25 protein-coding genes and 1 pseudogene are annotated in these 23,868 nt (G+C 42.0%); 21 read left to right on the forward strand and 5 right to left on the reverse strand.

What is annotated here, in order from left to right:
* Positions 1-37 precede the first annotated feature (37 nt).
* From yhaM to B9L23_RS03765, 4 genes are all read left to right on the forward strand, one after another.
* The gene (gene yhaM / locus B9L23_RS03750) at positions 38-1,012 is read left to right on the forward strand and encodes a 3'-5' exoribonuclease YhaM (RefSeq protein WP_062753915.1); all 975 of its coding nucleotides are present in this window, start codon (positions 38-40) and stop codon (positions 1,010-1,012) included.
* Positions 1,013-1,206: 194 nt separating this feature from the next.
* A complete protein-coding gene (locus tag B9L23_RS03755) occupies positions 1,207-1,392 on the forward strand; it encodes a sporulation YhaL family protein (RefSeq protein ID WP_012749332.1) in 186 nt (61 codons plus the stop codon).
* Positions 1,393-1,500: 108 nt separating this feature from the next.
* Positions 1,501-2,583 (forward strand): 3-phosphoserine/phosphohydroxythreonine transaminase, encoded by a 1,083-nt coding sequence (gene serC, locus B9L23_RS03760; protein ID WP_012749333.1) that lies wholly within the window; start codon positions 1,501-1,503, stop codon positions 2,581-2,583.
* 115 nt (positions 2,584-2,698) lie between these two features.
* The gene (locus B9L23_RS03765; RefSeq protein WP_012749334.1) at positions 2,699-3,223 is read left to right on the forward strand and encodes a tryptophan transporter; all 525 of its coding nucleotides are present in this window, start codon (positions 2,699-2,701) and stop codon (positions 3,221-3,223) included.
* Between the two features lie 50 nt (positions 3,224-3,273).
* Here B9L23_RS03765 and yhzF read toward each other — a convergent pair whose 3' ends face one another.
* Entirely contained in the window at positions 3,274-3,462 is a 189-nt protein-coding gene (gene yhzF / locus B9L23_RS21830) for a membrane protein YhzF (RefSeq protein WP_089096901.1), read from the reverse strand.
* A gap of 164 nt (positions 3,463-3,626) precedes the next feature.
* Here yhzF and B9L23_RS03775 point away from each other — a divergent pair, with 164 nt between their 5' ends.
* Positions 3,627-4,232, forward strand: coding sequence for an HTH-type transcriptional regulator Hpr (locus B9L23_RS03775; RefSeq protein ID WP_012749335.1), 606 nt, complete (start codon positions 3,627-3,629; stop codon positions 4,230-4,232).
* Here the strand turns inward: B9L23_RS03775 and B9L23_RS03780 are convergent.
* On the reverse strand, positions 4,225-4,566 hold the full coding sequence (locus B9L23_RS03780; RefSeq protein ID WP_012749336.1) for a YhaI family protein: 342 nt from the start codon (positions 4,564-4,566) through the stop codon (positions 4,225-4,227). The two genes, B9L23_RS03775 and B9L23_RS03780, sit on opposite strands and share 8 nt — an antisense overlap.
* Positions 4,567-4,750: 184 nt before the next feature.
* On the opposite strand from B9L23_RS03780, the gene B9L23_RS03785 reads away from it, so the two are divergent.
* Positions 4,751-4,930: a hypothetical protein gene (locus B9L23_RS03785; RefSeq protein ID WP_012749337.1), complete on the forward strand. Its 180-nt coding sequence runs from the start codon at positions 4,751-4,753 to the stop codon at positions 4,928-4,930.
* A gap of 66 nt (positions 4,931-4,996) precedes the next feature.
* On the opposite strand, the gene B9L23_RS03790 is transcribed toward B9L23_RS03785, so the two are convergent.
* Complete coding sequence (locus tag B9L23_RS03790) at positions 4,997-5,083, reverse strand: YjcZ family sporulation protein (protein ID WP_073967926.1); 87 nt, start codon at positions 5,081-5,083, stop codon at positions 4,997-4,999.
* 185 nt (positions 5,084-5,268) lie between these two features.
* Here B9L23_RS03790 and B9L23_RS03795 point away from each other — a divergent pair, with 185 nt between their 5' ends.
* Positions 5,269-6,099, forward strand: coding sequence for a peptidylprolyl isomerase (locus tag B9L23_RS03795; RefSeq protein ID WP_089096902.1), 831 nt, complete (start codon positions 5,269-5,271; stop codon positions 6,097-6,099).
* A gap of 44 nt (positions 6,100-6,143) precedes the next feature.
* Here B9L23_RS03795 and B9L23_RS03800 read toward each other — a convergent pair whose 3' ends face one another.
* The gene (locus B9L23_RS03800) at positions 6,144-6,566 is read right to left on the reverse strand and encodes an HIT family protein (RefSeq protein WP_012749339.1); all 423 of its coding nucleotides are present in this window, start codon (positions 6,564-6,566) and stop codon (positions 6,144-6,146) included.
* A 520-nt stretch (positions 6,567-7,086) separates the two neighbouring features.
* Between B9L23_RS03800 and B9L23_RS03805 the strand changes: the two genes are divergently transcribed.
* The 9 genes and pseudogenes from B9L23_RS03805 (at position 7,087) to B9L23_RS03845 (ending at position 17,996) form a co-directional block, all read left to right on the forward strand.
* Positions 7,087-7,824 (forward strand): ABC transporter ATP-binding protein, encoded by a 738-nt coding sequence (locus B9L23_RS03805; protein WP_012749340.1) that lies wholly within the window; start codon positions 7,087-7,089, stop codon positions 7,822-7,824.
* Complete coding sequence (locus B9L23_RS03810) at positions 7,821-9,035, forward strand: ABC transporter permease (protein ID WP_089096903.1); 1,215 nt, start codon at positions 7,821-7,823, stop codon at positions 9,033-9,035. Before B9L23_RS03805 ends, B9L23_RS03810 begins: the two co-directional genes overlap by 4 nt.
* A complete protein-coding gene (locus tag B9L23_RS03815) occupies positions 9,032-9,538 on the forward strand; it encodes an antibiotic biosynthesis monooxygenase family protein (RefSeq protein ID WP_089096904.1) in 507 nt (168 codons plus the stop codon). Before B9L23_RS03810 ends, B9L23_RS03815 begins: the two co-directional genes overlap by 4 nt.
* 156 nt (positions 9,539-9,694) lie before the next feature.
* Complete coding sequence (locus tag B9L23_RS03820; RefSeq protein WP_089096905.1) at positions 9,695-11,095, forward strand: hypothetical protein; 1,401 nt, start codon at positions 9,695-9,697, stop codon at positions 11,093-11,095.
* Positions 11,096-11,434: 339 nt separating this feature from the next.
* Entirely contained in the window at positions 11,435-12,472 is a 1,038-nt protein-coding gene (gene hemE, locus B9L23_RS03825) for a uroporphyrinogen decarboxylase (protein ID WP_089096906.1), read from the forward strand.
* Between the two features lie 15 nt (positions 12,473-12,487).
* Positions 12,488-13,421, forward strand: a pseudogene (gene hemH / locus B9L23_RS03830) (ferrochelatase).
* An 18-nt stretch (positions 13,422-13,439) separates the two neighbouring features.
* Positions 13,440-14,864: a protoporphyrinogen oxidase gene (gene hemY, locus B9L23_RS03835; RefSeq protein ID WP_081188637.1), complete on the forward strand. Its 1,425-nt coding sequence runs from the start codon at positions 13,440-13,442 to the stop codon at positions 14,862-14,864.
* A gap of 94 nt (positions 14,865-14,958) precedes the next feature.
* Complete coding sequence (locus B9L23_RS03840; RefSeq protein ID WP_062677436.1) at positions 14,959-15,531, forward strand: TetR/AcrR family transcriptional regulator; 573 nt, start codon at positions 14,959-14,961, stop codon at positions 15,529-15,531.
* 71 nt (positions 15,532-15,602) lie between these two features.
* Entirely contained in the window at positions 15,603-17,996 is a 2,394-nt protein-coding gene (locus tag B9L23_RS03845; protein ID WP_089096907.1) for a YhgE/Pip domain-containing protein, read from the forward strand.
* Between the two features lie 149 nt (positions 17,997-18,145).
* Here the strand turns inward: B9L23_RS03845 and yhfH are convergent, their stop codons facing one another.
* On the reverse strand, positions 18,146-18,283 hold the full coding sequence (yhfH, locus tag B9L23_RS03850) for a protein YhfH (protein WP_012749349.1): 138 nt from the start codon (positions 18,281-18,283) through the stop codon (positions 18,146-18,148).
* A gap of 149 nt (positions 18,284-18,432) precedes the next feature.
* Between yhfH and B9L23_RS03855 the strand changes: the two genes are divergently transcribed.
* From B9L23_RS03855 to B9L23_RS03875, 5 genes are all read left to right on the forward strand, one after another.
* Complete coding sequence (locus B9L23_RS03855; RefSeq protein ID WP_012749350.1) at positions 18,433-19,167, forward strand: MBL fold metallo-hydrolase; 735 nt, start codon at positions 18,433-18,435, stop codon at positions 19,165-19,167.
* 190 nt (positions 19,168-19,357) lie between these two features.
* The gene (locus tag B9L23_RS03860) at positions 19,358-20,896 is read left to right on the forward strand and encodes a fatty acid--CoA ligase family protein (RefSeq protein ID WP_081188635.1); all 1,539 of its coding nucleotides are present in this window, start codon (positions 19,358-19,360) and stop codon (positions 20,894-20,896) included.
* 136 nt (positions 20,897-21,032) lie between these two features.
* The gene (locus B9L23_RS03865) at positions 21,033-22,025 is read left to right on the forward strand and encodes an ABC transporter substrate-binding protein (RefSeq protein WP_081188634.1); all 993 of its coding nucleotides are present in this window, start codon (positions 21,033-21,035) and stop codon (positions 22,023-22,025) included.
* Between the two features lie 54 nt (positions 22,026-22,079).
* Positions 22,080-23,084 carry an ABC transporter permease gene (locus B9L23_RS03870; protein WP_081188633.1) on the forward strand — a complete coding sequence of 335 codons (1,005 nt, stop codon included), beginning with the start codon at positions 22,080-22,082 and terminating at the stop codon, positions 23,082-23,084.
* Positions 23,050-23,844 (forward strand): ABC transporter ATP-binding protein, encoded by a 795-nt coding sequence (locus tag B9L23_RS03875; protein WP_012749354.1) that lies wholly within the window; start codon positions 23,050-23,052, stop codon positions 23,842-23,844. The genes B9L23_RS03870 and B9L23_RS03875 overlap by 35 nt, the downstream gene beginning before the upstream one ends.
* Positions 23,845-23,868 lie beyond the last annotated feature (24 nt).

Below are 23,868 nucleotides of genomic sequence, written 5' to 3' on the forward strand. Positions count from 1 at the left end.
CTTAACTATACGCAAATACGGAAACGGAGGGAAAAGGTTGGCGAAAGGAATTGTTCATTATGAGGTTGGCGAGCAAGTCGATGTGTATTTGCTCATTAAATCGGTGACAAAAGGAATCGCTAGTAACGGGAAACCGTTTTTAACATTGATTTTGCAAGACAAAACTGGAGATATTGAAGCGAAACTATGGGATGTGTCTCCGGAAGATGAAAGTGTCTACGTGCCGGAAAGCATTGTTAAAGTATTGGGCGACATTCATAATTACCGAGGCAAAATGCAGCTGAAAATCCGCTCGATTCGTCTCGCTCACGAAGGGGATGCTGTCCGTGTATCCGATTTTCTCGAGACGGCCCCAATGAAACGCGAAGACATGATGGAAAAAATTACAGAATACATATTTGCAATGCAAAATCCAAATATTCAGCGGATTACGCGCTATTTATTAAAAAAATACGAACAGAAATTTTTTGACTATCCGGCGGCGACGAAAAACCACCATGAATTTATTTCCGGATTGGCGTACCATGTCGTGTCGATGTTAGAATTGGCAAAAGCGCTTGTGAATTTATATCCGTCATTGAATAGAGATTTATTATACGCTGGCGTGATTTTACATGACCTTGGCAAGGTAATTGAGCTGTCTGGCCCAGTGTCCGCTTCGTATACGCTCGAAGGCAAGCTGCTTGGACATATTCCGATTATGGTAGGCGAAATCAGCAAAGCTGCTGAACATCTTGGCATCAGCGGCGAAGAAATCATCGTGCTGCAACATATGGTGCTTTCCCATCACGGAAAAGCGGAATGGGGCAGTCCGAAGCCGCCAATGGTGAAAGAAGCAGAAATTCTTCATTACATTGACAATTTGGATGCGAAAATGAATATGATCGACCGGGCGCTTGAAAAAGTAAAGCCGGGTGAGTTTACGGAACGAATTTATGCATTAGAGAATCGTTCATTTTATAAACCAATTTTCTCTTCTGTTTTAATGCAAGAAAGAGGGGGGACATCATAAAGCCTTCTTCCCAACGGCTAAGGCAGTGGGCTTCTTGCATTATTCATAAGCCCTGAAAGCAGCAAGCAAAGAAAAAAAAGAATAAGCATTGCACAATACGAAAGAGGCGGTATTTTCCGCCTCTTTCTTTATGCATAGATCATTGATTTTGTGCGTATAGTTTAGTAAGACAAGCCAGAAAAAGGGGGATGTTAATGCTTAGCATGCCATGGTGGATTTATTTAGTTGTTGCGGGAATTATTTTTAGCGGTTACATGGCAGTAAGAACAGCAGCGAAAGAGAGAGAAATCGATGAAGCATTTATTGAAAAAGAGGGAGAAATTTATATGGAGCGCATCCGAAAGGAGCGGGAGCGGCGCCAGCAAGCGAAGTCCTTGTAGCCAACAAGGACTTTATTTTTTGAAAAATTCCCTTTATTTTTTCGGAATTCGTGTTAGGATAATATTAACTCTCTTATTCATTAAAGAAATAAAATGGGGGATGAAAAAATGAAACGGGCGTATAATTTCAACGCGGGACCGTCAGCGTTGCCGCTTCCGGTATTAGAGCGGGCGCAAGCGGAATTGCTTAATTTTCAAAATACAGGGATGTCCGTGATGGAGCTGAGCCATCGCAGCAAAGAATACGATGCGGTGCACAACAGCGCCAAAGAGCGGCTGAAACGGCTGATGAACATTCCTGATACCCATGACGTCTTGTTTTTACAAGGCGGAGCGAGCCTGCAGTTTTCGATGGTGCCAATGAATTTGCTTGGAAAAGACCATGTCGCTAATTACGTGTTAACAGGATCGTGGTCGGAAAAAGCGCTGAAAGAGGCAAAGAAGGTTGGGAAAACTCATATCGCCGCATCAAGCAAAGAAGCGAATTATACGTACATTCCGCATCCGGAAGACATTCAGCTTTCCGAAAACGCAGCGTATTTACATATTACCTCCAACAATACGATTTTCGGCACACAATGGCATGAATTCCCGGATTTGCCAGTTGATCTTATTGCCGATATGTCGAGCGATATTTTAAGCAGGGAAATCAATGTTGGGCAATTTGCATTAATTTATGCGGGGGCGCAAAAAAATCTTGGGCCGTCCGGCGTGACGGTGGTAATTATCCGCAATGACTTATTGGAGCGCATTCCGGATAACTTGCCGACGATGCTCGATTACCGCACGTACAGCTCAAGTAATTCATTATACAATACGCCGCCAACGTTTGCGATTTATATGCTTTCTCTTGTGCTCGAATGGGTCGAGGAAGAAGGCGGTGTGAAAGCGATCGAAGCACGCAATAAAGAAAAAGCGGCTGTCGTATACGAAGCGATTGATGCAAGCAATGGGTTTTATGCCCCACATGCGGAAAAGGACAGCCGTTCGCTTATGAACGTGACATTTAGGCTGCCAAATGAAGAATTAACGAAGAAATTTTTGGCGGAGGCAAAAGAGAAAGGATTTGTTGGACTAGCCGGCCATCGTTCTGTTGGGGGCTGCCGTGCATCGATTTATAATGCCGTGCCGCTTGAAGCGTGTGAAGCGTTAGCGGAATTTATGAATGATTTCTATCGGAAATTTAACTGAAAATTTCTACTTCACTTTCATACTGCAAAGTGATATAATGGTAGAAAGATTCTCGTAATAGGTGCAAATGCACTATTAGAGGAGCTTAGGAAAGAATAGATGAGGAGAGATGAGCATGAATACGAGAGTACTAGTTTCATTGGCATTGTTAGTCGGAATTGGTGCGGTATTGCACGCGGTCATTCCAGGAATTTTCTTTGGGATGAAGCCGGACATGATGCTGACAATGATGTTTTTGGCTATTTTGTTGTTTCCGAATGTTAAAGCAGTGGGGCTTGTTGGAGTTGTGACAGGCATTATTTCCGCGATGACAACAGGATTCCCGGGGGGACAAGTTCCAAATATCATTGACAAAACGATTACCGCTTTTGTATTCTTCGCGTTTGTGTTGCTTTTGAAAAAGTATGGTCAAACGGTGATTTCTGCCGCAATATTAACAGCGGTCGGCACGATCATTTCTGGCACGATCTTTTTAACCGCTGCGCTTTTGTTGGTCGGATTGCCAGGCGGGGCAGCTTTTTCTGCTTTATTTCTGACCGTTGTATTGCCGGCGGCTGTGATTAATACGATTGTGATGGTGATTATCTATCCAATTGCCTCGTCCATTTTTAAGCGGATGAACATTACAGCGCATGCGTAACAATCGCAAAAAACCCGATCATCATCTTGGTCGGGTTTTTTGCTATCACGCTATACATATCGGAGTAGCCAAGCAGTGACAAAGCAAAAAAATGCTATTCCAATATAATTGAAAGCACGCTGTTTTAATACTATTTTTGGTGGATACATTTTCGCTTTTGTTAATGAAAAAAGAGTATTTATGAAAAGACAGAAAAATATGAAACTAATCATAAAAAAAAACGATTGCATATATATCATTGCTTTCTCCCCCTATGCTTACTATATGTTGGCTAACTTACAGCTATGAACGGCGGGGAATGGTCACAAAAATAAAAAAATTAAACATTTTTATCTTTATTAATTTTTATTTTACTGGCATAATAGAAAGTAAAAAACACGGTGAGGAAAGAGTGGGTGGAACGATGAAAACGACAGAGCAAAATTATTCTATAAAAGAGGCGATGCTATTTAGCCAACGAATTGCTCAGTTAAGCAAGGCGCTTTGGAAATCGATCGAAAAAGACTGGCAGCAATGGATTAAACCATTTGACTTAAACATTAACGAACATCATATTTTATGGATTGCATATCATTTTAAAGGGGCGTCGATTTCGGAAATTGCAAAATTTGGAGTGATGCATGTATCCACAGCGTTTAATTTTTCAAAAAAATTAGAAGAGAGAGGCTTGCTTTCCTTTTCGAAAAAACAAGATGATAAACGCAATACGTACATTGAACTGACAGAAAAAGGAGAAGAAGTATTATTGAAATTAATGGAATCGTATGATCCAACGCAAAACGCGGTGTTTAACGGAGCATTGCCGCTGCGCGAGCTATATGGAAAGTTTCCAGAAATTTTAGAAATGATGTGTATCATCCGCAACATTTATGGCGATGACTTTATGGAAATTTTTGAGAGAGCGTTTGAAAACATTAAAAACGATTTCGTGGAACAAGATGGAAAACTAGTGAAACGAAACGCGAAATCGCAAGAAAAAGAAAAGGAGCTAACAAGTCAGTCTAGCTAACGGTTTTCATTAACTTTTTCAATTCCGTCATTAGGGGGACAAACATTTGCTGCTTAAGGAGAGCGTCAACTGTCTGTTCGAGCGGAAGGCTAGGATGGAGCATTCCCGCGAAATGAAGGAGAAGCGGGGTGAAAATCGTCAGCCCTTCCGCTTTTTGTTTTTCATATTCCTCGCTTAACTGTTCGCAAAGGGCAAGCACTTCATCTACTTCTTCTTTTGTTAAATTTGCTTTAATAACAAGATAATAAAACGGTTTTTTTGTTTCATCGACCATTTCCATTAACAACGATCGATGGAATTCCAATTTGGCGATTCGTTCCTCTAGTGTTCCCATATGCGCGCTCCTTTTGCCGAACATAATGGACAAGTTTTTACGTATATTTTACCTAATTTATGAAAAACAACCAATAAAAAAGTTTTTTTCAGGGGAGAAGAGTTTTTCTGTAAAAATCATATTGATTTATAAAAAGAAACGTTGTAAAGTAAATGAGTAATTATGAATAGGAGGGGAAACAGGTTTGACGGTGTACTTTATACCCCTTGCTGTCATTATTTTATTTCTTATTAATCAATTAACATCTCGCCTTTGCGCGCAAAGGGAAATACCAGAAGAAAAGCAACCAAGTGTTTTTCGAACAATCAACGTTCTTATTACGATTTTATTAATTTCTTCCTATTTTGAAGTGTTATTTACATAGAAAAAAGCTGACAGCTTGTGCTGCCAGCTTTTTTGTAGATGTGTTGTAGACAAGGGGAAGGGGTTATTAGAATAAACATGAGCATCCAACAATAATTAACAAAATAAACAACACAACAATTAACGCAAAGCCTCCTGCATAAGGTGCGCCCATTGTAACACCTCCTTTCAAAAAGGAGCAATTCAGCCTCAGATGCTTCATCATCATCATATGTAAGGCAAAAACACATGTATGGGCGTATGACTAAAAGGAAAAAGTTTTTTTCTTTATGAAAAATATGTTATAGTTATTGTTGTAATTTTTTTTGTCAAAAAATTGGTGTGGGAGTTGTGGAACAAATGAGAAAATGGATGATCGTTGCAGCCGTCGCCGCTGTTTTTGGGCTTTCGGCCTGCAATAACGGCGATTCTGAAGTCATTGTAAAAACAAAGGACGGCAACATCACAAAAGAAGAATTTTATAATGAAATGAAGGCCCGCGTAGGCAAGGAAGTGATTCGTGACCTTGTTCATGAAAAAGTATTAAGCAAAAAATATAAAGTGACGGACAAGGAAATCGATAAAGAAATCGAGAACTTAAAAGAAATGTATGGAACGCAATATGATTTAGCCGTTCAGCAAAATGGAGAAAAAGCGATCCGGGATATGGTGAAACTGGATCTTTTGCGGCAAAAAGCAGCAATGGAAGATATAAAAGTAACGGATAAAGAGTTAAAAGACTATTATAAGAACTATAAACCGAAAATTAGAGCGAGCCACATTTTAGTAAAAGACGAAAAGACAGCAAAAGAAATTAAAGCGAAGCTTGATAAAGGAGAAGACTTCGCAAAGCTTGCGAAACAATATTCACAAGATCCAGGGTCAGCACCGAATGGCGGCGATTTAGGCTGGTTTGGACCTGGAAAAATGGTGAAAGAATTTGAAGATGCGGCCTATAAGTTAAAAGTTGGACAAGTGAGCGATCCGGTGAAAACAGACTATGGCTACCATATCATCAAAGTGACGGATAAAGAGGAGAAAAAGCCGTTTAACGAAATGAAAGAGGAAATCGAATTCGAAGTAAAACAAAGCAAATTGGATCCAGCAAAAGTACAATCAAAAGTAGAAAAACTGATAAAAGATGCAAAAGTGGAGATTGAAGATAAAGATTTGCAAGATGTGTTAAAATAACGGTCAAAAACAAAAGGAAGCGGGTAAGAATCGCTTCCTTTTGTTTATTCCAATCCTTTTTGAATTGTTGCGGCAATGGTTTGTAAATCGTCAAACGTATAATCGCTTGCATGGGATTTCCATACAGCGCCAAATCCATCTCCTTTGCCGTAACGAGGGATTAAGTGAACATGATAATGAAAGACAGTTTGCCCTGCTTGTTCACCGTTATTGTTTAGTAAATTTAAGCCGGCTGGGGAAAATTGTTTTTTGATCGCGTTTGCGATTTTTGGAACAACGGTAAAGACGTGGCTTGCAACATCTGGAGTGAGTTCAAAAATGTTTTCTTTATGTACTTTTGGAATGACAAGCGTATGCCCTTTCGTTACTTGGCTGATGTCGAGAAACGCCAATACATGTTCATCTTCATACACTTTTGCCGCTGGGATGTCTCCGTTTACAATTTTGCAAAAAATGCATTCACTCACTAGAAAAAGCCACCTTTCCTATTTTTTCTTCCATTTTACCATAAAAAGAGCAGGATGTAATCTTGTATTGATTACATCCTGCTTTAGTGAAAAGGGGAGAGGGTTTATTCAAACAAAATGGCGTTTGATGAACACCCCATTTGCAAAAAAAGTTGTTAAAGAGTGAGTTTTCCTTTGTTCAAGATGACCATCCCCTTTAAGCTCTTACATAGAGGTTCGTTGCTTCATAGCAATGGAACGATGGTCTTGTCTTTCACAAACACCTCATTTACTTAAGGAGTTTCGCGCTTCCTCACTGCATTACAATGGTGTTACTTCGACAAGTGTGTCTTTCGTGAACACCTCATTTCCAAGTGGATGATTCATCATTTGCGCTGTTCCTCATCCCCTCTTCGCTATTTATCATGCCCGAGAAAAAAGGATGTATGCAAAAAGGAGAGAGATAATTTTTGGAAAGTATTTGTTGCTTTGATAAAATGAAAATGTAATCCGTAATTTATGAATAGAAAGGAAGCAGGCGATGGCGCTTTTGGAAGTTCAACATTTATACGGGGGATATACGAAGCAAAACGTGCTCGAAGATGTTTCGTTTACCGTCGATCGCGGGGAAATAGTTGGTTTAATCGGTCTAAACGGCGCGGGAAAAAGTACGACGATCAAGCATATTATTGGGCTGATGGAACCGAGGAAAGGGACGATTACGATTAACGGAAAAACATTTTCGGAACAGCCGGATGTATATCGTTCGCAATTTACATATATACCAGAAACACCTATTTTGTACGAGGAACTGACATTGGAGGAACATTTGCAATTAACGGCGATGGCTTATGGATTGGAAAAACATGAATACGAACGGCGTCTTCCGCCGTTATTAAAAGAATTTCGCATGGAGAAAAGGTTAAAATGGTTTCCCGCTCATTTTTCCAAGGGAATGAAGCAGAAAGTCATGATTATGTGCGCCTTTTTAGTGGAGCCAGAGCTTTATATCATTGACGAGCCGTTTCTTGGCCTTGATCCGTTAGGGATTCATTCTTTGCTTGAACAAATGCAGCAAATGAAGAAAAAAGGGGCGGGCATTTTAATGTCGACACATATTTTGGCGACAGCAGAAAAATATTGTGATTCGTTTGTCATTTTGCATAACGGAAAAGTAAGGGCGAAAGGAACGCTCGAGGAGTTGCGTGAACAATTTTCTTCTCCAGCGGCAACGTTGGATGAACTATATATTGCGTTAACAAAGGAAGAAAGCGTATGATGGATGGAAAAAAACTATGGAACGACCGCCTTTATCAAGAAGTGCGAAAAATGCGGCGCTATTTACGTTATATGTTGAACGATCATCTATTGTTTATATTGCTCATTGGCATTGGCCTAGGGGCGGTCGCCTACCATCGTTGGGTACAAACGCTTCCGCCGCATTTTCCTTATCCCATCATTGCCGCACTGATTTTTTCTTTCGTATTGACGTTTGGTTCGTTGCGCACGTTATTTCAAGAAGCGGATATCGTGTTTTTATTGCCGTCTGAGACAAAGCTTCGTCCATATATTCAACGGGCTTTTTTGCTGAGTTTTCTTTTGCAGGGATATGGGCTGCTTCTTGTATGGTTGGCAATTGCGCCGCTTCACCGGAAGTTTTCCGATGTTTCTTTATGGCTGCTGTTTTTCGTGTTGCTCGTTTTGAAAGGATGGAATTTGTTTATAAGCTGGAAAGGAAATTATTTTATTGAACCGCTTGCCCATCGTCTTAGCATGGTCGCACGGTTTGGGGTCAATGCTCTTTTTGTTTACTTTTTGCTTGTTCACGCTTCGGTTTTGTTTTTACTTGCTCTATGTGCCATCATCGCAGGCATAACGGTTTATTTGGTGCAAGCAACAAAGCGAAAAGGATGGAAATGGGAGCGGCTCATTGAACAAGAAACAAGTGCGGTGCGCACATTTTACCGTATCGCCAATTTATTTACCGATGTTCCACAATGGAAAGAGGAGGCGAAACGCCGGCGCTGGCTTGATTTTCTAGTTTCTATGATTCCATATCATCCAAAAAATACGTTTCTTTATTTGTACGCAAGAACATTCATCCGTTCGGGCGGATATTTAGGTCTTTATATCCGTTTAATCGCAATCGGATTGTTATTTCTTTATATTGTTCCATCCGAATACGGAAAAATCGCCGCGTCGTTATTTTTTCTTTACATCACCGGCTTTCAATTATTCGCATTGATCGACCATCACCGGACAAACTTGTTGATCCGATTATATCCGCTTCCAAACGATGTGCGGAAACAGGCATTATGCCGCCTTCTCTTTTTCTTATTAATGGTGCAAAACATTGTTTTCAGTTTGTTTTTATTCCTGCTTTATGCTGGCTGGATATGGGGCGCGTCATGGATGGCAGGAGCTGTTTTTAGTTATTGGCTACTGTTTCATTATCTTTCCAAACGTCGCAAGCGGGAGGGAAAAATATGAAAAAGATGTATATCACAACAGGAACAACGGATTATTTGCAAAAAGTGAAAGACACGCATGCGAACGAAACGATGTTGTTGTTGGAAAGGGAAGAAGATGCTGTTTTGATTCATGAAACAGATGGCAAAACGGTGTTTAAAGAGCCGCGCCGTTATGAGGTGATCGATGCAGTTGGTGAGTTGGGCGGAGCGTTTGTTGTATGCAATAATATTCCGGTGACCGACGAAGGGCGGTCGCTATTTGAGCATCGCTTTGTGCAGCGGGCAAGACTGATTGAAAATGAACCTGGATTTGTTGCGATTCGCGTACTGCGTCCGCTTTCTAATGACACGTATATCATTATGACATTATGGGAAGGAAAAGAGCATTTTGAAAATTGGCAGCGTTCAAAAGCGTTCACAAAAGCGCATGAGCAGCGGAAAGAAGAACAAAAACCATCTCAACAAAAAATATTTCCGCGTCCATCTTATATAACAGTCTATTCGGTCGTTCAAGAAAGATAAAACGGTTTTTTACCTCCGCTTTTTCGAATGAATAAGCGGGGGTTTTTTGTATATAAGTGTTTCACACCTTTATTCTCCTTTCATATGCTGTAGTACATCCATGTTGGGAAAATGTCCTATTTAACAATGGAAAGCATATAGGAAAGGAGAATATAAATGGGTGTGGAATTAACGGTGCTGCACTGGATTTACTTAGCGTTTATCGTGTTTATTATCGGATTTATGATCGCACGAAAAGATACATCACTTATTTGCATTATCGGGATCTTTTTGTTAGCCGCTACAGCGACCCATTCGTTAAGCGCGGCGATCAGCGGGGTGTTTAATAGCTTTATTTACGCGATTACAGAGCTTTTGCCAACCATTTTAGTGATTTCCATTATTGTGGCAATGAGCAAAGTGATGACAACAACAGGAATTAATGATGTGATGATTTCGCCGTTTATCCGGTTTATCCGCACTCCGGGATGGGCGTATTGGACGATTGGGATTTTGATGATGATCATTTCTTGGTTTTTCTGGCCATCTCCCGCAGTTGCGTTAATGGGTGCAGTGTTACTGCCTGTGGCCATTCGTGTTGGGTTGCCGGCGTTAGGAGCGGCGATGGCGATGAATTTGTTTGGTCACGGTATTGCTCTATCAGGAGATTTTATTATTCAAGGAGCGCCAAAACTGACAGCAGATGCCGCTGGTCTTTCTGTCTCCGAAGTCATTTCTGCCAGCGTGCCGCTTGTGTTTGTGATGGGAGTTGTTACTACGGTTGCTGCCTTTCTATTGCTTCGTCGTGATATGAAAAGGGGCCATTTCGCTAATGAAACGAATGAAGTAGCGGCGACAGCGGATGAGGCAATCGAAAAGGCAAAACAATTGTTGTCTAATCAAGCGAAAAATATGTTGGCGATCATCATTCCGATTTTATTTGTTCTAGATGTCATCGCAATGTTTTATTTGCGCCTGCAAGGTGGAGATGCGACTGCGTTAATCGGTGGAACAGCGATTTTTATTTTAATTCTTATTTCCATTTTTGCTTATAAACAAGAAAGTTTTAGTGAAATTACGAATTATTTAATCGAAGGATTTCAATTTGGCTTTAAAGTGTTTGGACCAGTCATTCCGATCGCGGCGTTTTTTTATCTCGGTGACGCAGGGTTTGTCAAAATCATCGGAGAACACTTGCCTAAACTATCGCAAGGAATTGTAAACGATCTAGGAATTGCGCTCGCTCATGTCGTACCGCTCAGCGATGGAGTTGGAGCGGTCACGTTAGCGATTGTAGGAGCAATCACAGGATTGGATGGTTCAGGATTTTCTGGTATTTCGTTAACGGGGGCGGTTGCTCATTTATTCGCGACAGCGATTGGCGGCGGTGCCGCGACATTAACTGCGCTTGGACAAATTGCGGCAATTTGGGTTGGAGGCGGCACGCTTGTTCCGTGGGCGCTTATTCCAGCGGCAGCTATTTGCGGTGTAGACCCGTTTGAGCTGGCGCGCCGAAACTTGGTTCCGGTGGCGATTGGACTTGTTGTGACAACCATTGTAGCGATGTTTTTGATTTAACATTGACGAAAAAGCTGTCTCGTAGGAGTGAGCGAGGCAGCTTTTTTGATATAATAATAAAGGAACACGAATGATTTTTTGATATAACCATGAAAAGTATAAAAAACGGAATGACTGGCTATTTATTTCTGAAATCAGACGAACGAAGCGGTATTGTGCAGAAAGTCAGTAACAAACGAAAATAAATCGTCAATTTTTTGACAGTTTCCCCCCATTGCTATACATTGTCATAAGAACCTTGTATAGTTATAATTGTAACTTTGTATACAATTGCTTTGATGAAAAATTTTTTATCTTTTATAGATCTATCGATGTTGAATGAAAGAAAGGCGGATGAGGATGTCAAAACAAAAGAATGATACATTTTTACGCGCTTGCCGCGGCGAAAAGACAGATTATGTTCCGGTTTGGTATATGAGACAAGCGGGAAGGTCCCAGCCGGAGTATCGGGCGCTTAAGGAGAAATATTCGTTATTTGAAATTACCCATCAACCAGAGCTTTGTGCTTATGTAACAAGATTGCCGGTCGAACAATATCATGTGGATGCGGCCATTTTATATAAAGATATTATGTCCCCGCTTCCGGCGATTGGTGTTGATGTAGAAATTAAAGCAGGGGTTGGACCGGTGATTGCTAATCCAATCCGCTCTCTTGCGGATGTAGAAAAACTTGGAGAAATTCATCCGGAAGAAGATGTGCCATATGTATTGGAAACCATCAAACTGCTGACGACTGAACAATTAAATGTTCCGCTCATCGGATTTGCGGGTGCGCCGTTTACGCTTGCGAGCTATATGATTGAAGGCGGTCCATCGAAAAACTACAATAAAACGAAAGCGTTTATGTACGCAGAACCAAAAGCGTGGTTTGCTCTGATGGACAAGCTTGCTGATATGACGATTCGCTATGTGAAGGCACAAATTCGTGCTGGCGCGAATGCGATTCAAATTTTTGATTCATGGGTTGGCGCAGTGAATGTTGACGATTACCGCACATTTATTAAACCGACAATGGCGCGCATTTTTGCGGAGCTTCGCGAAGAAAACGTTCCGCTAATTATGTTTGGGGTTGGCGCGAGCCATTTAGCGAAGGAATGGAACGATTTGCCGCTCGATGTCATAGGTCTCGACTGGCGGCTTTCGATTCGCGAGGCGCGGGAAAGAGGGATTACAAAAGCGCTTCAAGGAAATTTAGATCCAGCAGTTCTTCTTGCTCCTTGGGGAGTAATTGAAAAACGCGTGAAACAAATTTTGGACGAAGGCATGGAACAACCAGGATATATATTCAACTTAGGCCACGGCATTTTTCCGGAGATTCAGCCAGAAACGTTAAAACGGTTAACGGCGTTTATCCATGACTATACGTCAAGAAAATAAGAGGTGTTAGTAAAGATGGCAAAAAAGAAAATGGGATTATTAGTGATGGCGTACGGAACTCCATATAAATGAAGAAGATATTGAACGATATTATACGCACATTCGTCATGGCAGAAAACCTTCCGAGGAATTATTAGAAGATTTAAAACAACGCTACAAAGCGATTGGCGGAATTTCTCCATTGGCAAAAATTACTCTGGAACAAGCAAAACAATTGGAAAAGCGGCTTAACGACATTCAAGATGACATTGAGTTTCAAATGTACTTAGGATTAAAACATATTGAGCCGTTCGTGGAAGATGCCGTTCGCCAAATGCATGAAGATGGCATAAAAGAAGCTGTGAGCATTGTGCTTGCACCGCATTTTTCAACGTTTAGCATTCAATCGTATAATGAACGGGCAAAAGCGGAAGCAAAAAAATTAGGAGGACCGGTGATTTATACGATTGACAGCTGGCATGATGAACCGAAATTTATCGATTATTGGGTGGAAAAAGTAAAAGAAGTATACGCGTCCATGACCGAAGAAGAACGCGAAAAAGCAGTGCTTATCGTGTCAGCGCATAGCCTGCCGGAAAAAATTATTGCAGTTGGTGACCCATATCCGCAGCAGCTTGCAGAAACAGCTAAACTAATTGCGGAAAAAGCAGGTGTAAAACATTATGCGGTAGGTTGGCAAAGTGCCGGCAACACACCAGAGCCTTGGTTAGGGCCAGACGTACAAGATTTAACGAGACAGCTGCATCAGGAAAAAGGATATACATCGTTTGTTTATGTTCCAGTCGGTTTTGTCGCCGATCATTTGGAAGTGTTGTACGATAACGATATTGAGTGTAAACAAGTAACGGAAGAAATCGGGGCAAACTATTATCGACCAGAAATGCCGAATGCGAATCCAAAATTCATCGATGCATTGGCAACAGTTGTATTAAAACGGATCAAACTTTGATAAAGAAGGCGATGAACAGTGAGTGACGGAAAACGTACGGTTGTGATCATCGGAGGCGGAATAACAGGAATTACCGCTGCCTATTATTTGCAAAAAGCAATTAAAGAACAACAGCTTCCTATTGAATGTAAACTTGTAGAAGCGACCCATCGCTTAGGCGGCAAAGTGCAAACAGTGATACGTGACGGCTTTGTGATTGAGCGCGGTCCTGATTCGTTTTTGGCTCGGAAAACAAGCGCTTTTCGTCTTGTGCAGGAAGTAGGGCTAGAAGACGAGATCGTTCATAACGCGACAGGAAAATCGTACATCTTAGTGAACGGCAAGCTATATCCGATACCAGGCGGAGCCGTCATGGGGATTCCGACACAAATCGGTCCGTTTATCACGACAGGGCTGTTTTCTCCGCTGGGAAAACTGCGTGCTGCCCTTGATTTTATTTTGCCGCCGACAAAAACAGAAGGCGATTTATCATTAGGGCAATTTTTCCGCCGCCGATTTGGCGATGAGGTGGTAGATAACTTAATTGAGCCGCTGTTATCTGGCATTTATGCAGGCGATATTGATCAAATGAGTTTAATGTCGACATTTCCACAGTTCTTTCAATTGGAGCAGCGATACGGCAGCCTTGTGCGAGGTGCAAAACGAACGACGCCAAAAGCAGCAAAACAACGGAAAGGCGCGTTTCAAACATTAAAAACGGGATTGCAATCGTTAGTCGATGAATTGGAAAAACGATTGGAACAAGGCAGTGTCATGAAAGGGGTGCGGGTAGAAAACGTTAGACGCGAAGGAACGGAATATCGTTTGCGTTTAAGCAATGGAGAAGTGTGGAAAGCAGATAGCATTATCGTCGCGATACCGCACTCATCTGTACCAGCGATGTTTGCTGATTATCCGTTTTTCGCGCCGTTTCAATCAGTTCCATCGACGTCGGTAGCAACCGTGGCATTGGCCTTTCCGGAAAGCGCTATTGAACAAGATATTGATGGAACGGGCTTTGTCGTTTCCCGCCGCAATGATTATACGATTACGGCTTGCACATGGACACATAAAAAATGGCCGCATACCGCACCAAGCGGAAAAGCGCTGTTGCGTTGCTATGTCGGCCGTCCTGGCGATGAAGAAATTGTCGAACAGTCAGATGACGAAATCGTCCGCGTCGTGCTGGATGATTTAAACAAAATTATGCGTATTACGGGACGTCCGGAATTTTTCGTTATTTCGCGATGGAAAAGGGCGATGCCACAATATACGGTAGGCCATAAAGAGCGGCTTGCGAATATAAAAGCACACATGGACTCTGAGCTTCCAGGTGTGTTTTTAGCGGGAAGTTCGTACGAAGGATTAGGGCTGCCGGATTGCATTGCCCAAGGGGAAGAAGCGGTAAAAAAAGTACTCGATTATTTGCAAGTGAGCCATCGAAAGTTTGCGGAGGTTAACTAAAAAGAGTTAACCTCTTTCTTTTTTGTGAAAAATATGTTATGATTTTAGACGTAATGACCAAATTGTTCATTTAGTCATTCGAAGGATGAGGGAAATGTCTATTGATCGAAAACAACAAATCATTGAAGCGGCTACTAAATCGTTTTCGTTATTTGGTTACAAGGCAACAACGATGGAGCAAATAGCGAAGCTCGCCAATGTCGGAAAAGGCACGATTTATACGTTTTTTAAAAACAAAGAAGACTTATTGGATGCAATTATCTCTTCACTTATTTTAGAAATAAAAAAGTCAGCGGAGCAAGCGATGGATCCCAATCGTCCCTTTTCGGAAAACGTGCATCGCGCCCTGTATCGCATTTTAGAGTTTCGCCAGCAGCATCAATTAACGGCGAAGCTTCTTCAAGAGGTGCGCAATGTCGGAACGGCGGCAGTCCAAGAAGTGATGAAAAAATTAGATTGGGCCATTATCGATTACATTCGTGAGAAAATCGAAATCGCTATAAAAAAAGGAGAAATTCGCGACTGCGATGCTGAAATTACAGCGTTTTTAATGTTAAAAGTATATATCGCATTAATTGTCGATTGGGAGCAAGATCATGATCCGCTGCCGAAAGAAAAAATTGCTGAACTATTTGAGCTTTATTTTTTGAAAGGATTGTCGAAATAGATAGTCCTTCTCTTTTTTGCTTAAAAATGACCAAATGGACAAATTGGTCAATTGTATAGAGGAGGGAGAAAATGCGAGGACTCTCATTATTATGGAAAGAGGCGCATGCGATTTTTCGTAATCGAAAGACATTGATATCGATTATTGCTGTTATATGCATTCCGATATTATATAGTGGAATGTTTTTATGGGCGTTTTGGGATCCATACGCTCATCTGGATAAATTGCCTGTTGCTGTGGTGAACAACGACAAAGGAGCAGCGATGAACGGTGAAAAATTGGAAATTGGCGATAAGTTAGTAGAAAAGCTGAAAGAAAACAAGAAATTTGATTGGCATTTTGTTTCTGAAAAAGAAGCGGAAAAAGGATTGCAACATCAAAAGTATTATATGGCCATTGAAATTCCGGAAGATTTCTCGGAAAATGCTACGACTTTACAGAATGAACATCCAAAACCGATGAAACTCATCTATAAGCCAAACGAAGGATTTAACTTCCTATCGGCGCAAATTGGCGATAGTGCCGTAGAGAAGATTAAAGAAGAAGTTTCCAATACGGTGACAGAAACGTATGCGGAAGCGATGTTTGAAAATATCCGCGAGATGGCGAAAGGACTTGATCGGGCTAGCGAAGGTGCAAAACAGCTGCATGACGGCATTCAAAAAGCAAATGATGGCGGTGTCTCGCTGCAAAGCGGTCTGCATTCCGCGAAAGAAGGAAGCGGAAAATTAGCGAAAGGAGCGCATGCGGCAAAAAATGGTGCTAATGAGCTTTATAAAAACTTAAAACTGCTCGCTGAAAAATCGCTTACGTTTGAAAATGGATTGCAATCGGCTAGCGAAGGTGCTAATCAGCTAAACGCCGGGCTCTATCAGCTGCAAAATGGTTTTACAAAAATGCAGGACGGCCATTCACGACTATTAGCTGGCGCGAAACAAGTGGAGAATGGTGCGAAACAACTGTCCGGCGGTCTTCATCAATCGCTTGATGGAATGCAACAAATGAAAGAAAACATTCCGCCATTAACACAAGGATCGCAGAATTTACAAAATGGAGCACAAAAGCTTTCCGCATCGATGGAACAATGGAAGCAAGGGGCTGAGAAGACAAATAAAGGCGCTGTCCAAGTAAGCCAAGGATTGGAGAAAGCGGTAGCCCAATTGGACGCGTTAGCAGCACAAGCAACAGATCCAAAAGAAAAAATGCAATTACAAACTCTGAAAGAACAATTACTTCCTCTATCCGAAGGAAGCAAACAAGTCGCTCAAGGAATGGAACAGTTATCGAATAGTGCCGGTCAATTAAAAACAGGTGCGGATCAGCTTGCTGCGGGAGCTTCTAGGCTCCATAATGGTCAGCTTGCGTTAAGCGAAGGAGTCGAAAAGCTTTTAGCAGGCCAGCAACAATTAGCAAGCGGTGCTGACGCGCTTGTTGCCGGCCAGTCGGAAGTAGTGCAAGGATTAACAGTGTTTGGGGAAAAATTACAAGAAGGAAAAAATGGTGTTGATCAGTTAGTCGCGGGAAGTGATCGATTGTCTTCTGGGTTGCATCAGCTCGCCCAAGGATCAAACAAATTAAAAGATGGCGCGCATCAGCTTGCGGATGGGTCCGGAAAGCTTGCCGATGGCATGAATGACCTTGAAAATGGCGCTGTGTCGCTTTCCAACGGCATGAATCAACTTGCTAACGGTTCTGATCAGCTTGTAAGTGGAATGAAAAAATTAGAGGATGGATCGAATGAGTTGGCAGATAAACTAGCTGATGGCGCGAAAAAAGCGAGTGATGTCAAAGCAAATGATGATACTTATAAAATGTTTGCCGATCCAGTGAAAAAGAAAAATGAAAAAATGAATCATGTGCCAAACTATGGTACCGGATTTACACCATACTTCTTATCGCTAGGATTGTTTGTCGGCGCCCTTGTTTTGTCCATTGTGTTTCCATTGCGTGAACCAGCGGACGTGCCAAAATCAGGATTTAGCTGGTTTATTGGGAAATTTGGCATTTTAGTAGCCGTTGGGATTATCCAATCATTGCTGGCAGATGCCGTATTACTTGGAGCATTAGACATTCATGTCCAAAGTGTTCCTAGATTTATACTATTTACGATGATCACAAGCATTACGTTTATTGCGTTAATTCAATTCCTAGTGACGACGTTGGCAGATCCGGGGCGTTTTATTGCAATTGTTGTATTAATTTTGCAACTTACAACAAGTGCTGGAACGTTCCCGCTTGAATTGATTCCAGACGTATTGCAATACTTCAATGCTTGGTTGCCGATGACATATTCGGTGCTTGGATTTAAAGCGGTTATTTCTAGTGGAGATTTTGCGTTTATGTGGCATAACGCAGCTGTTTTAGCCTTGTTTATTGCCATTTTCATGGTAGGAACAATTTTATACTTTATTGCACAGCATAAACGTCAGTTTGATAAACAGATGAACGAAGCTTCCGAAGCGTAATGCTTTGGAAGCTTTTTTCATCTACGTTCAACGTTTATGAATGAAGCAGCGCGGACACATATAGATTCAATGACGATCCATACAAAAAAAATTAAAGATGCCTCTAGAGAGAAGCACCTTTACGTATATAGACAGAAACGTTTTTCGTGTTATTGATGATAAACGACGCCTAAACAATTAGTGCATGTGTTTCCGTAGCATTCATGCTGTTCTTCTATTTCTTTGCCGCATTGCACACATTTTTTTGGCGGTAGGTTTTTGAAAAATTCTAACACTTTTACTAACATTGCGATCGCCTCCGTTGTTTTGTTACTTGTATTGTATTATAACAGAATGTGATTTGTCAATAACTGTTTTAAAACAAATTTCGCCAAAGATGCAAAGTCCACTAAATTTATGTATGATGATAACAGATGAGTACATAAGGAGGAGTACGATGAAAGTTACGGTTATTGGCTATTGGGGAGGTTTTCCAGCAGCGAATGAAGCAACCTCCGGATATTTGTTTGAGCATGACGAATTTCGCTTGTTAGTGGATTGTGGAAGCGGCGTGCTTTCGAAATTGCAAAATTATGTATCTGTCGAAAAATTAAATGCGGTAATCGTATCTCATTATCATCATGACCATGTCGCGGATATCGGTCCATTGCAATATGCGCGGCTGATCAAAAAGAATCTTGGAGTACAATTGCCAGTGCTTCCGATTTACGGGCACCCATTTGATCAAGGGGAATTTGCCCGTCTAGCGCATGAGGGGATTACCGAAGCGGTTGCTTATGATCCGGAACGATCGCTTCAAGTCGGACCGTTTCACATTACCTTTATGAAGACAGTGCATCCAGTTACTTGTTATGCGATGCGAATTACAGCAGGAGATGCAACGGTCGTTTATACGGCTGATTCTAGCTATTTACCGGAGTTTGCGCCGTTTGCTGAAAATGCGGATTTGCTTATTTGTGAATGCAATTTTTACGCCGGGCAAAACGCCGCTCCCGCCGGCCATATGACGAGCGAAGAAGCAGCAATGATTGCCCGTGATGCAAACGTAACGGAACTATGGTTAACCCATTTGCCGCATTTTGGAGAGCATACGCAGCTTGTCAGCGAGGCAAATGCAGTGTTTTCCGGCAAAGTGCAGTTAGCGAAAACAGGACTAGTGTGGGAAAAATAGAAAAAGTTTATCCCCCATTCAGCCAATCAAAATGTTTTCTGGAAAAACAAACGACAGTGACTCAATTAGGAGAGCAAGCTTTTTCTTGCTCTCTTTTTTCTTTTTTCTTATAATAAAATCTAGTTAGAATTTTTTAAATTATAAAATGAATGATAATTCATTCAGTATCTTTTATGGGGGAGGGATTTTGGTGAATTTATCATCGCGGCTGGCAGAGGTAGCAGATCAATTGCCGAATAAGGAAGCGTATTGGTTTGAAGGTGAAAGTTGTACATATGGAGAGTTAGATGCGGCGATTTCCAAGTTTTCTAGCGGCCTGTATAACATGGGAATTCGACAAGGTGACCACATCGCCTTGTTAATCGGAAACTCACCATATTTCGTGATTGGATTATACGGAGCGTTGCGGTTAGGAGCAACCGTTATTCCGATTAATCCGATTTATACACCCGATGAAATCAGCTATATTTTGATGAATGGAGATGCAAAGGCGGTTATTGCCTTGGACTTACTCGTTCCGTTGTTTATACAAATGCAAGGACGCTTGCCGCTGCTAGAACATGTGATTATTTGCGAAACTCCGCAAGGAAAAGAAAAAGGAATTTCTTTGCCGGAACAAATGAAATCGTTTACAGATGTGCTTCGATCTGGTGATGTGAACTTCCAAGGACCGAAGTTGGCGGATGATGATACCGCGGTAATTTTGTATACATCGGGGACGACAGGAAAACCAAAAGGAGCAATGTTGACCCATAAAAACTTATATAGCAACGCTCAAGATATTGCCAATTATTTAAAAATCAATGAAAACGATCGTGTTATTGCGACATTGCCGATGTTTCATGTCTTTTGTCTAACCGTCGCGCTGAATGCACCGCTAATGAATGGCGGAACGGTGATTATTGTTCCAAAGTTTAGTCCAGCGAAAATTTTCAACATTGCTCGGGAACAAAAAGCAACGATTTTTGCAGGTGTACCGACGATGTATAACTTCCTGTACCAATATGAAGGCGGAAGCGCGGACGATTTCCGTACGCTTCGTCTCTGCATCTCGGGCGGTTCTTCGATGCCGGTGGCGTTATTGAAAAACTTTGAGAAAAAATTCAAAGTGATCGTTTCGGAAGGATACGGATTGTCGGAAGCATCTCCCGTAACATGCTTTAACCCGCTCGATCGTCCGCGAAAACCTGGATCGATTGGAACAAGCATTATGAATGTCGAAAACAAAGTAGTGAACGAATTTGGCGAAGAAGTGCCAGTCGGAGAAGTCGGCGAACTAGTTGTCCGCGGTCCGAACGTCATGAAAGGTTACTACAAAATGCCGGAAGAAACAGCCCATGCGCTTCGTGACGGTTGGCTTTATACAGGAGATTTAGCAAGAATGGATGAAGAAGGATATTTCTACATTGTCGATCGGAAAAAAGATATGATTATCGTTGGCGGCTATAACGTATATCCGCGTGAAGTAGAAGAAGTTCTATACGGTCATCCAGATGTAGTGGAAGCGGCTGTAGTTGGCGCGCCTGATCCAGATTATGGAGAAACGGTGAAATGTTTTGTCGTTTCGAAAAATCCGCAATTAACGGAGGAAATGCTCATCGAATACTGCCGCAAGCATCTAGCAAAATATAAAGTTCCAAGCTCCATTGAGTTTTTAGATGAATTGCCGAAAAATACAACAGGAAAAATTTTGCGGCGTGCATTAAAAGAACTCTCATCGAAGTTGTAAAAAGTACCGAATTTTCGGTACTTTTATTTTTTTCTTAAAATATATAGTTGAAAATAGAATAATAAATTTATATAATTTAATGCATAAAAGCTAAAAAGTATAAAAGCGATAAAGTATTGTTTGCTAGGGGGATGGGATGATGAAAAAAAGGATTCAACAAATCGCAATGTTATGTTCGGCAAGTTTTTTATTATTGAGCGGGTGCGGTGCGAAAGAAACAAGTAAAAGTGAAGGAAACAAAGAGAAAACATATCGCATCGGGGTAACACAAATTGTGGAGCATCCATCATTGGACGAGGCGTTAAAAGGATTTAAGCAAGCGTTGAAAGATAAGGGGCTGTCCGTTTCCTATGATGTACAAATTGCCCAAGGAGATATGAACAATAACCAAACGATTGCCAATAATTTTGTTTCCGATCAAGTTGATTTAATTTTTGCTAACTCCACTCCAAGCGCTCAAGCAGCGTTGAATGCGACAAAAGATATTCCGATTGTGTTTACTTCTGTTACTGACCCGGTTGGAGCACAGCTTGTACAATCAATAGAAAAACCTGGAGGGAACGTCACTGGAACGACCGATACGCATCCTGATGCGATTCCGAAAACAGTGCAGTTTATTGATAAATACGTAAAAGGAAATCGCGTCGGCATGATTTATAACTCTGGAGAGCAAAATTCAGTGGCGCAAGTCGAAACCGTCAAAAAGGCGATGAAAGGAACAGATTTAAAAATTGTTCCTGTTTCTGTATCGACAACGGCTGAGGTGAAACAAGCAGCGGAATCACTTGTCGGCAAAGCGGACTGCATTTACATCATTACGGATAATACGGTTGTTTCCGCGCTCGAGTCGGTGATCCAAGTAGCAAGCGACCATGATATTCCATTGTTTGCCGGTGAATTAGATTCGGTGAAACGCGGCGGGTTTGCCGCTTACGGGTTTGACTATTATGACATTGGATATGAAGCAGGAGAGATGGCTGTACAAATTCTTAAAGATGACAAAAAACCATCTGATCTGCCTGTGCAATATCCGAAGAAGTTGAAGCTGCTTATTAACAAAAAAGCGGCAAAAGATATGGGCATCGAGCTTAACCCAGAATGGGATTCCATTGCAGAATATATTGAATAAATATAGTGCATCCCTCCTTTAAGGAGGGATGTACTTTCAAAGGACGGGAGCATTATGTCAACAGCGATTTTTAGTGCGATTGAAGCAGGATTTATTTATGCGATTATGGCGTTAGGAGTGTATTTATCGTTTCGTATTTTAGATTTTCCTGATTTAACGGTAGATGGAAGCTTTGTGACCGGGGCGGCGGTGGCGTCTGTGCTTATTATTAACGGAACGAATCCGTTTCTTGCCTCTGCCGCCGCGTTGTTAGTCGGGTTTGCTGCTGGTTCGATCACCGGAATATTGCATACAAAAGGGAAGATTAATCCGCTATTATCGGGAATTTTAATGATGATTGCACTTTATTCTATCAATCTGCGGATTATGGGGCGTTCGAACGTTCCGCTTTTACAGCAAGACACGGTAATGACGGCGATGACGGAAGCATGGCAAAATGCAGGGCTAGACAAAGCGATCAACAGCATGATCTCTTTTGCCGGGTTTGTACCGCGCACATGGGCGATTTTCGTGACGATGGCTTTTGTTGCCATAGTTATCAAACTGCTTCTTGATCAGTTGCTGAAAACGGAAATTGGCTTAGCACTGCGCGCAACGGGCGACAATAAGCAAATGGTTTCTAGCTTCTCCGCCAATACCGATTGGCTGACGATTTTTGGACTTGGCTTATCTAATGCGCTCGTTGCTTTTTCGGGAGCGCTTGTCGCGCAATATGGAGGGTTTAGCGATGTCGGTATGGGAATCGGCATGATTGTCATCGGGCTTGCTTCGGTCATTATCGGGGAAGCGTTGTTCGGAGCGCGTACGATTGCGCGTGCGACATTAGCGGTCATCGGTGGAGCGATTGTATACCGCATCATTTTAGCGCTTGCCTTGCGTGTGCAGTTTTTGGAAACCGGAGACGTAAAGCTCATTACGGCGGTTATTGTAATAGTTGCTCTCATTGTTCCAAACATTGTCGCAGCGCAAAAAGAAAAACGGAGCAAAAAGCGCAAAACACAAGCGCAAGAGAGGGGGGAGCGCGTTGCTGAAGCTCAAACAGATTACAAAAGTATTTAACGAGGGAACGATTGATGAAAAAGTAGCGTTGCAGCCGATTAACTTAACATTAGCTCCCGGTGATTTCGTCACGATCATCGGAAGCAATGGCGCGGGAAAATCGACGATGATGAACATTATTTCTGGCCGGCTCTTCCCCGACACTGGTTCTGTCTGGATTAATGGAAAAGATGTAACGGCACTGAGGGAACATGAACGCGCCCGCTATATCGGCCGCGTGTTTCAAGACCCGCTCGCCGGTACGGCGCCGAATATGACGATTGAAGAAAATTTGGCGCTTGCCTATAATCGCACGAAGCGGCGAACGCTCAAATTCGGGGTGACGAAAAAACGGCGCGATTTTTTCCGTGAGACGCTCGAGACGCTTCATCTTGGCTTGGAAAACCGCTTAACCGCGAAAGTCGGGCTATTGTCTGGAGGAGAACGCCAAGCGTTGTCGCTTTTAATGGCCACATTTACGAAACCGGATTTGCTCCTTTTGGATGAGCATACGGCGGCGCTTGATCCAGCGCGTGCAGAGTTAATTACGGAGCTGACGAAAGAAATCGTAGAAAAATATAAACTGACGACATTAATGGTTACGCACAATATGGAACAAGCGCTTCGCTTGGGCAACCGTCTGATTATGATGGACCGGGGGCAAATTATTTTCGAAGCGAGCGGCAAAGAAAAGCAATCATTGACGGTTGAACGTCTATTACAAGAATTTCAGCGCATCCGCGGAAGCCAATTCGCTAGCGACCGCGCCGTGCTAGGATAATAGAAAAGCGGGGAACGATTCCCC

Source organism: Parageobacillus galactosidasius (genome assembly GCF_002217735.1).
Lineage (GTDB): Bacteria > Bacillota > Bacilli > Bacillales > Anoxybacillaceae > Parageobacillus_B > Parageobacillus_B toebii.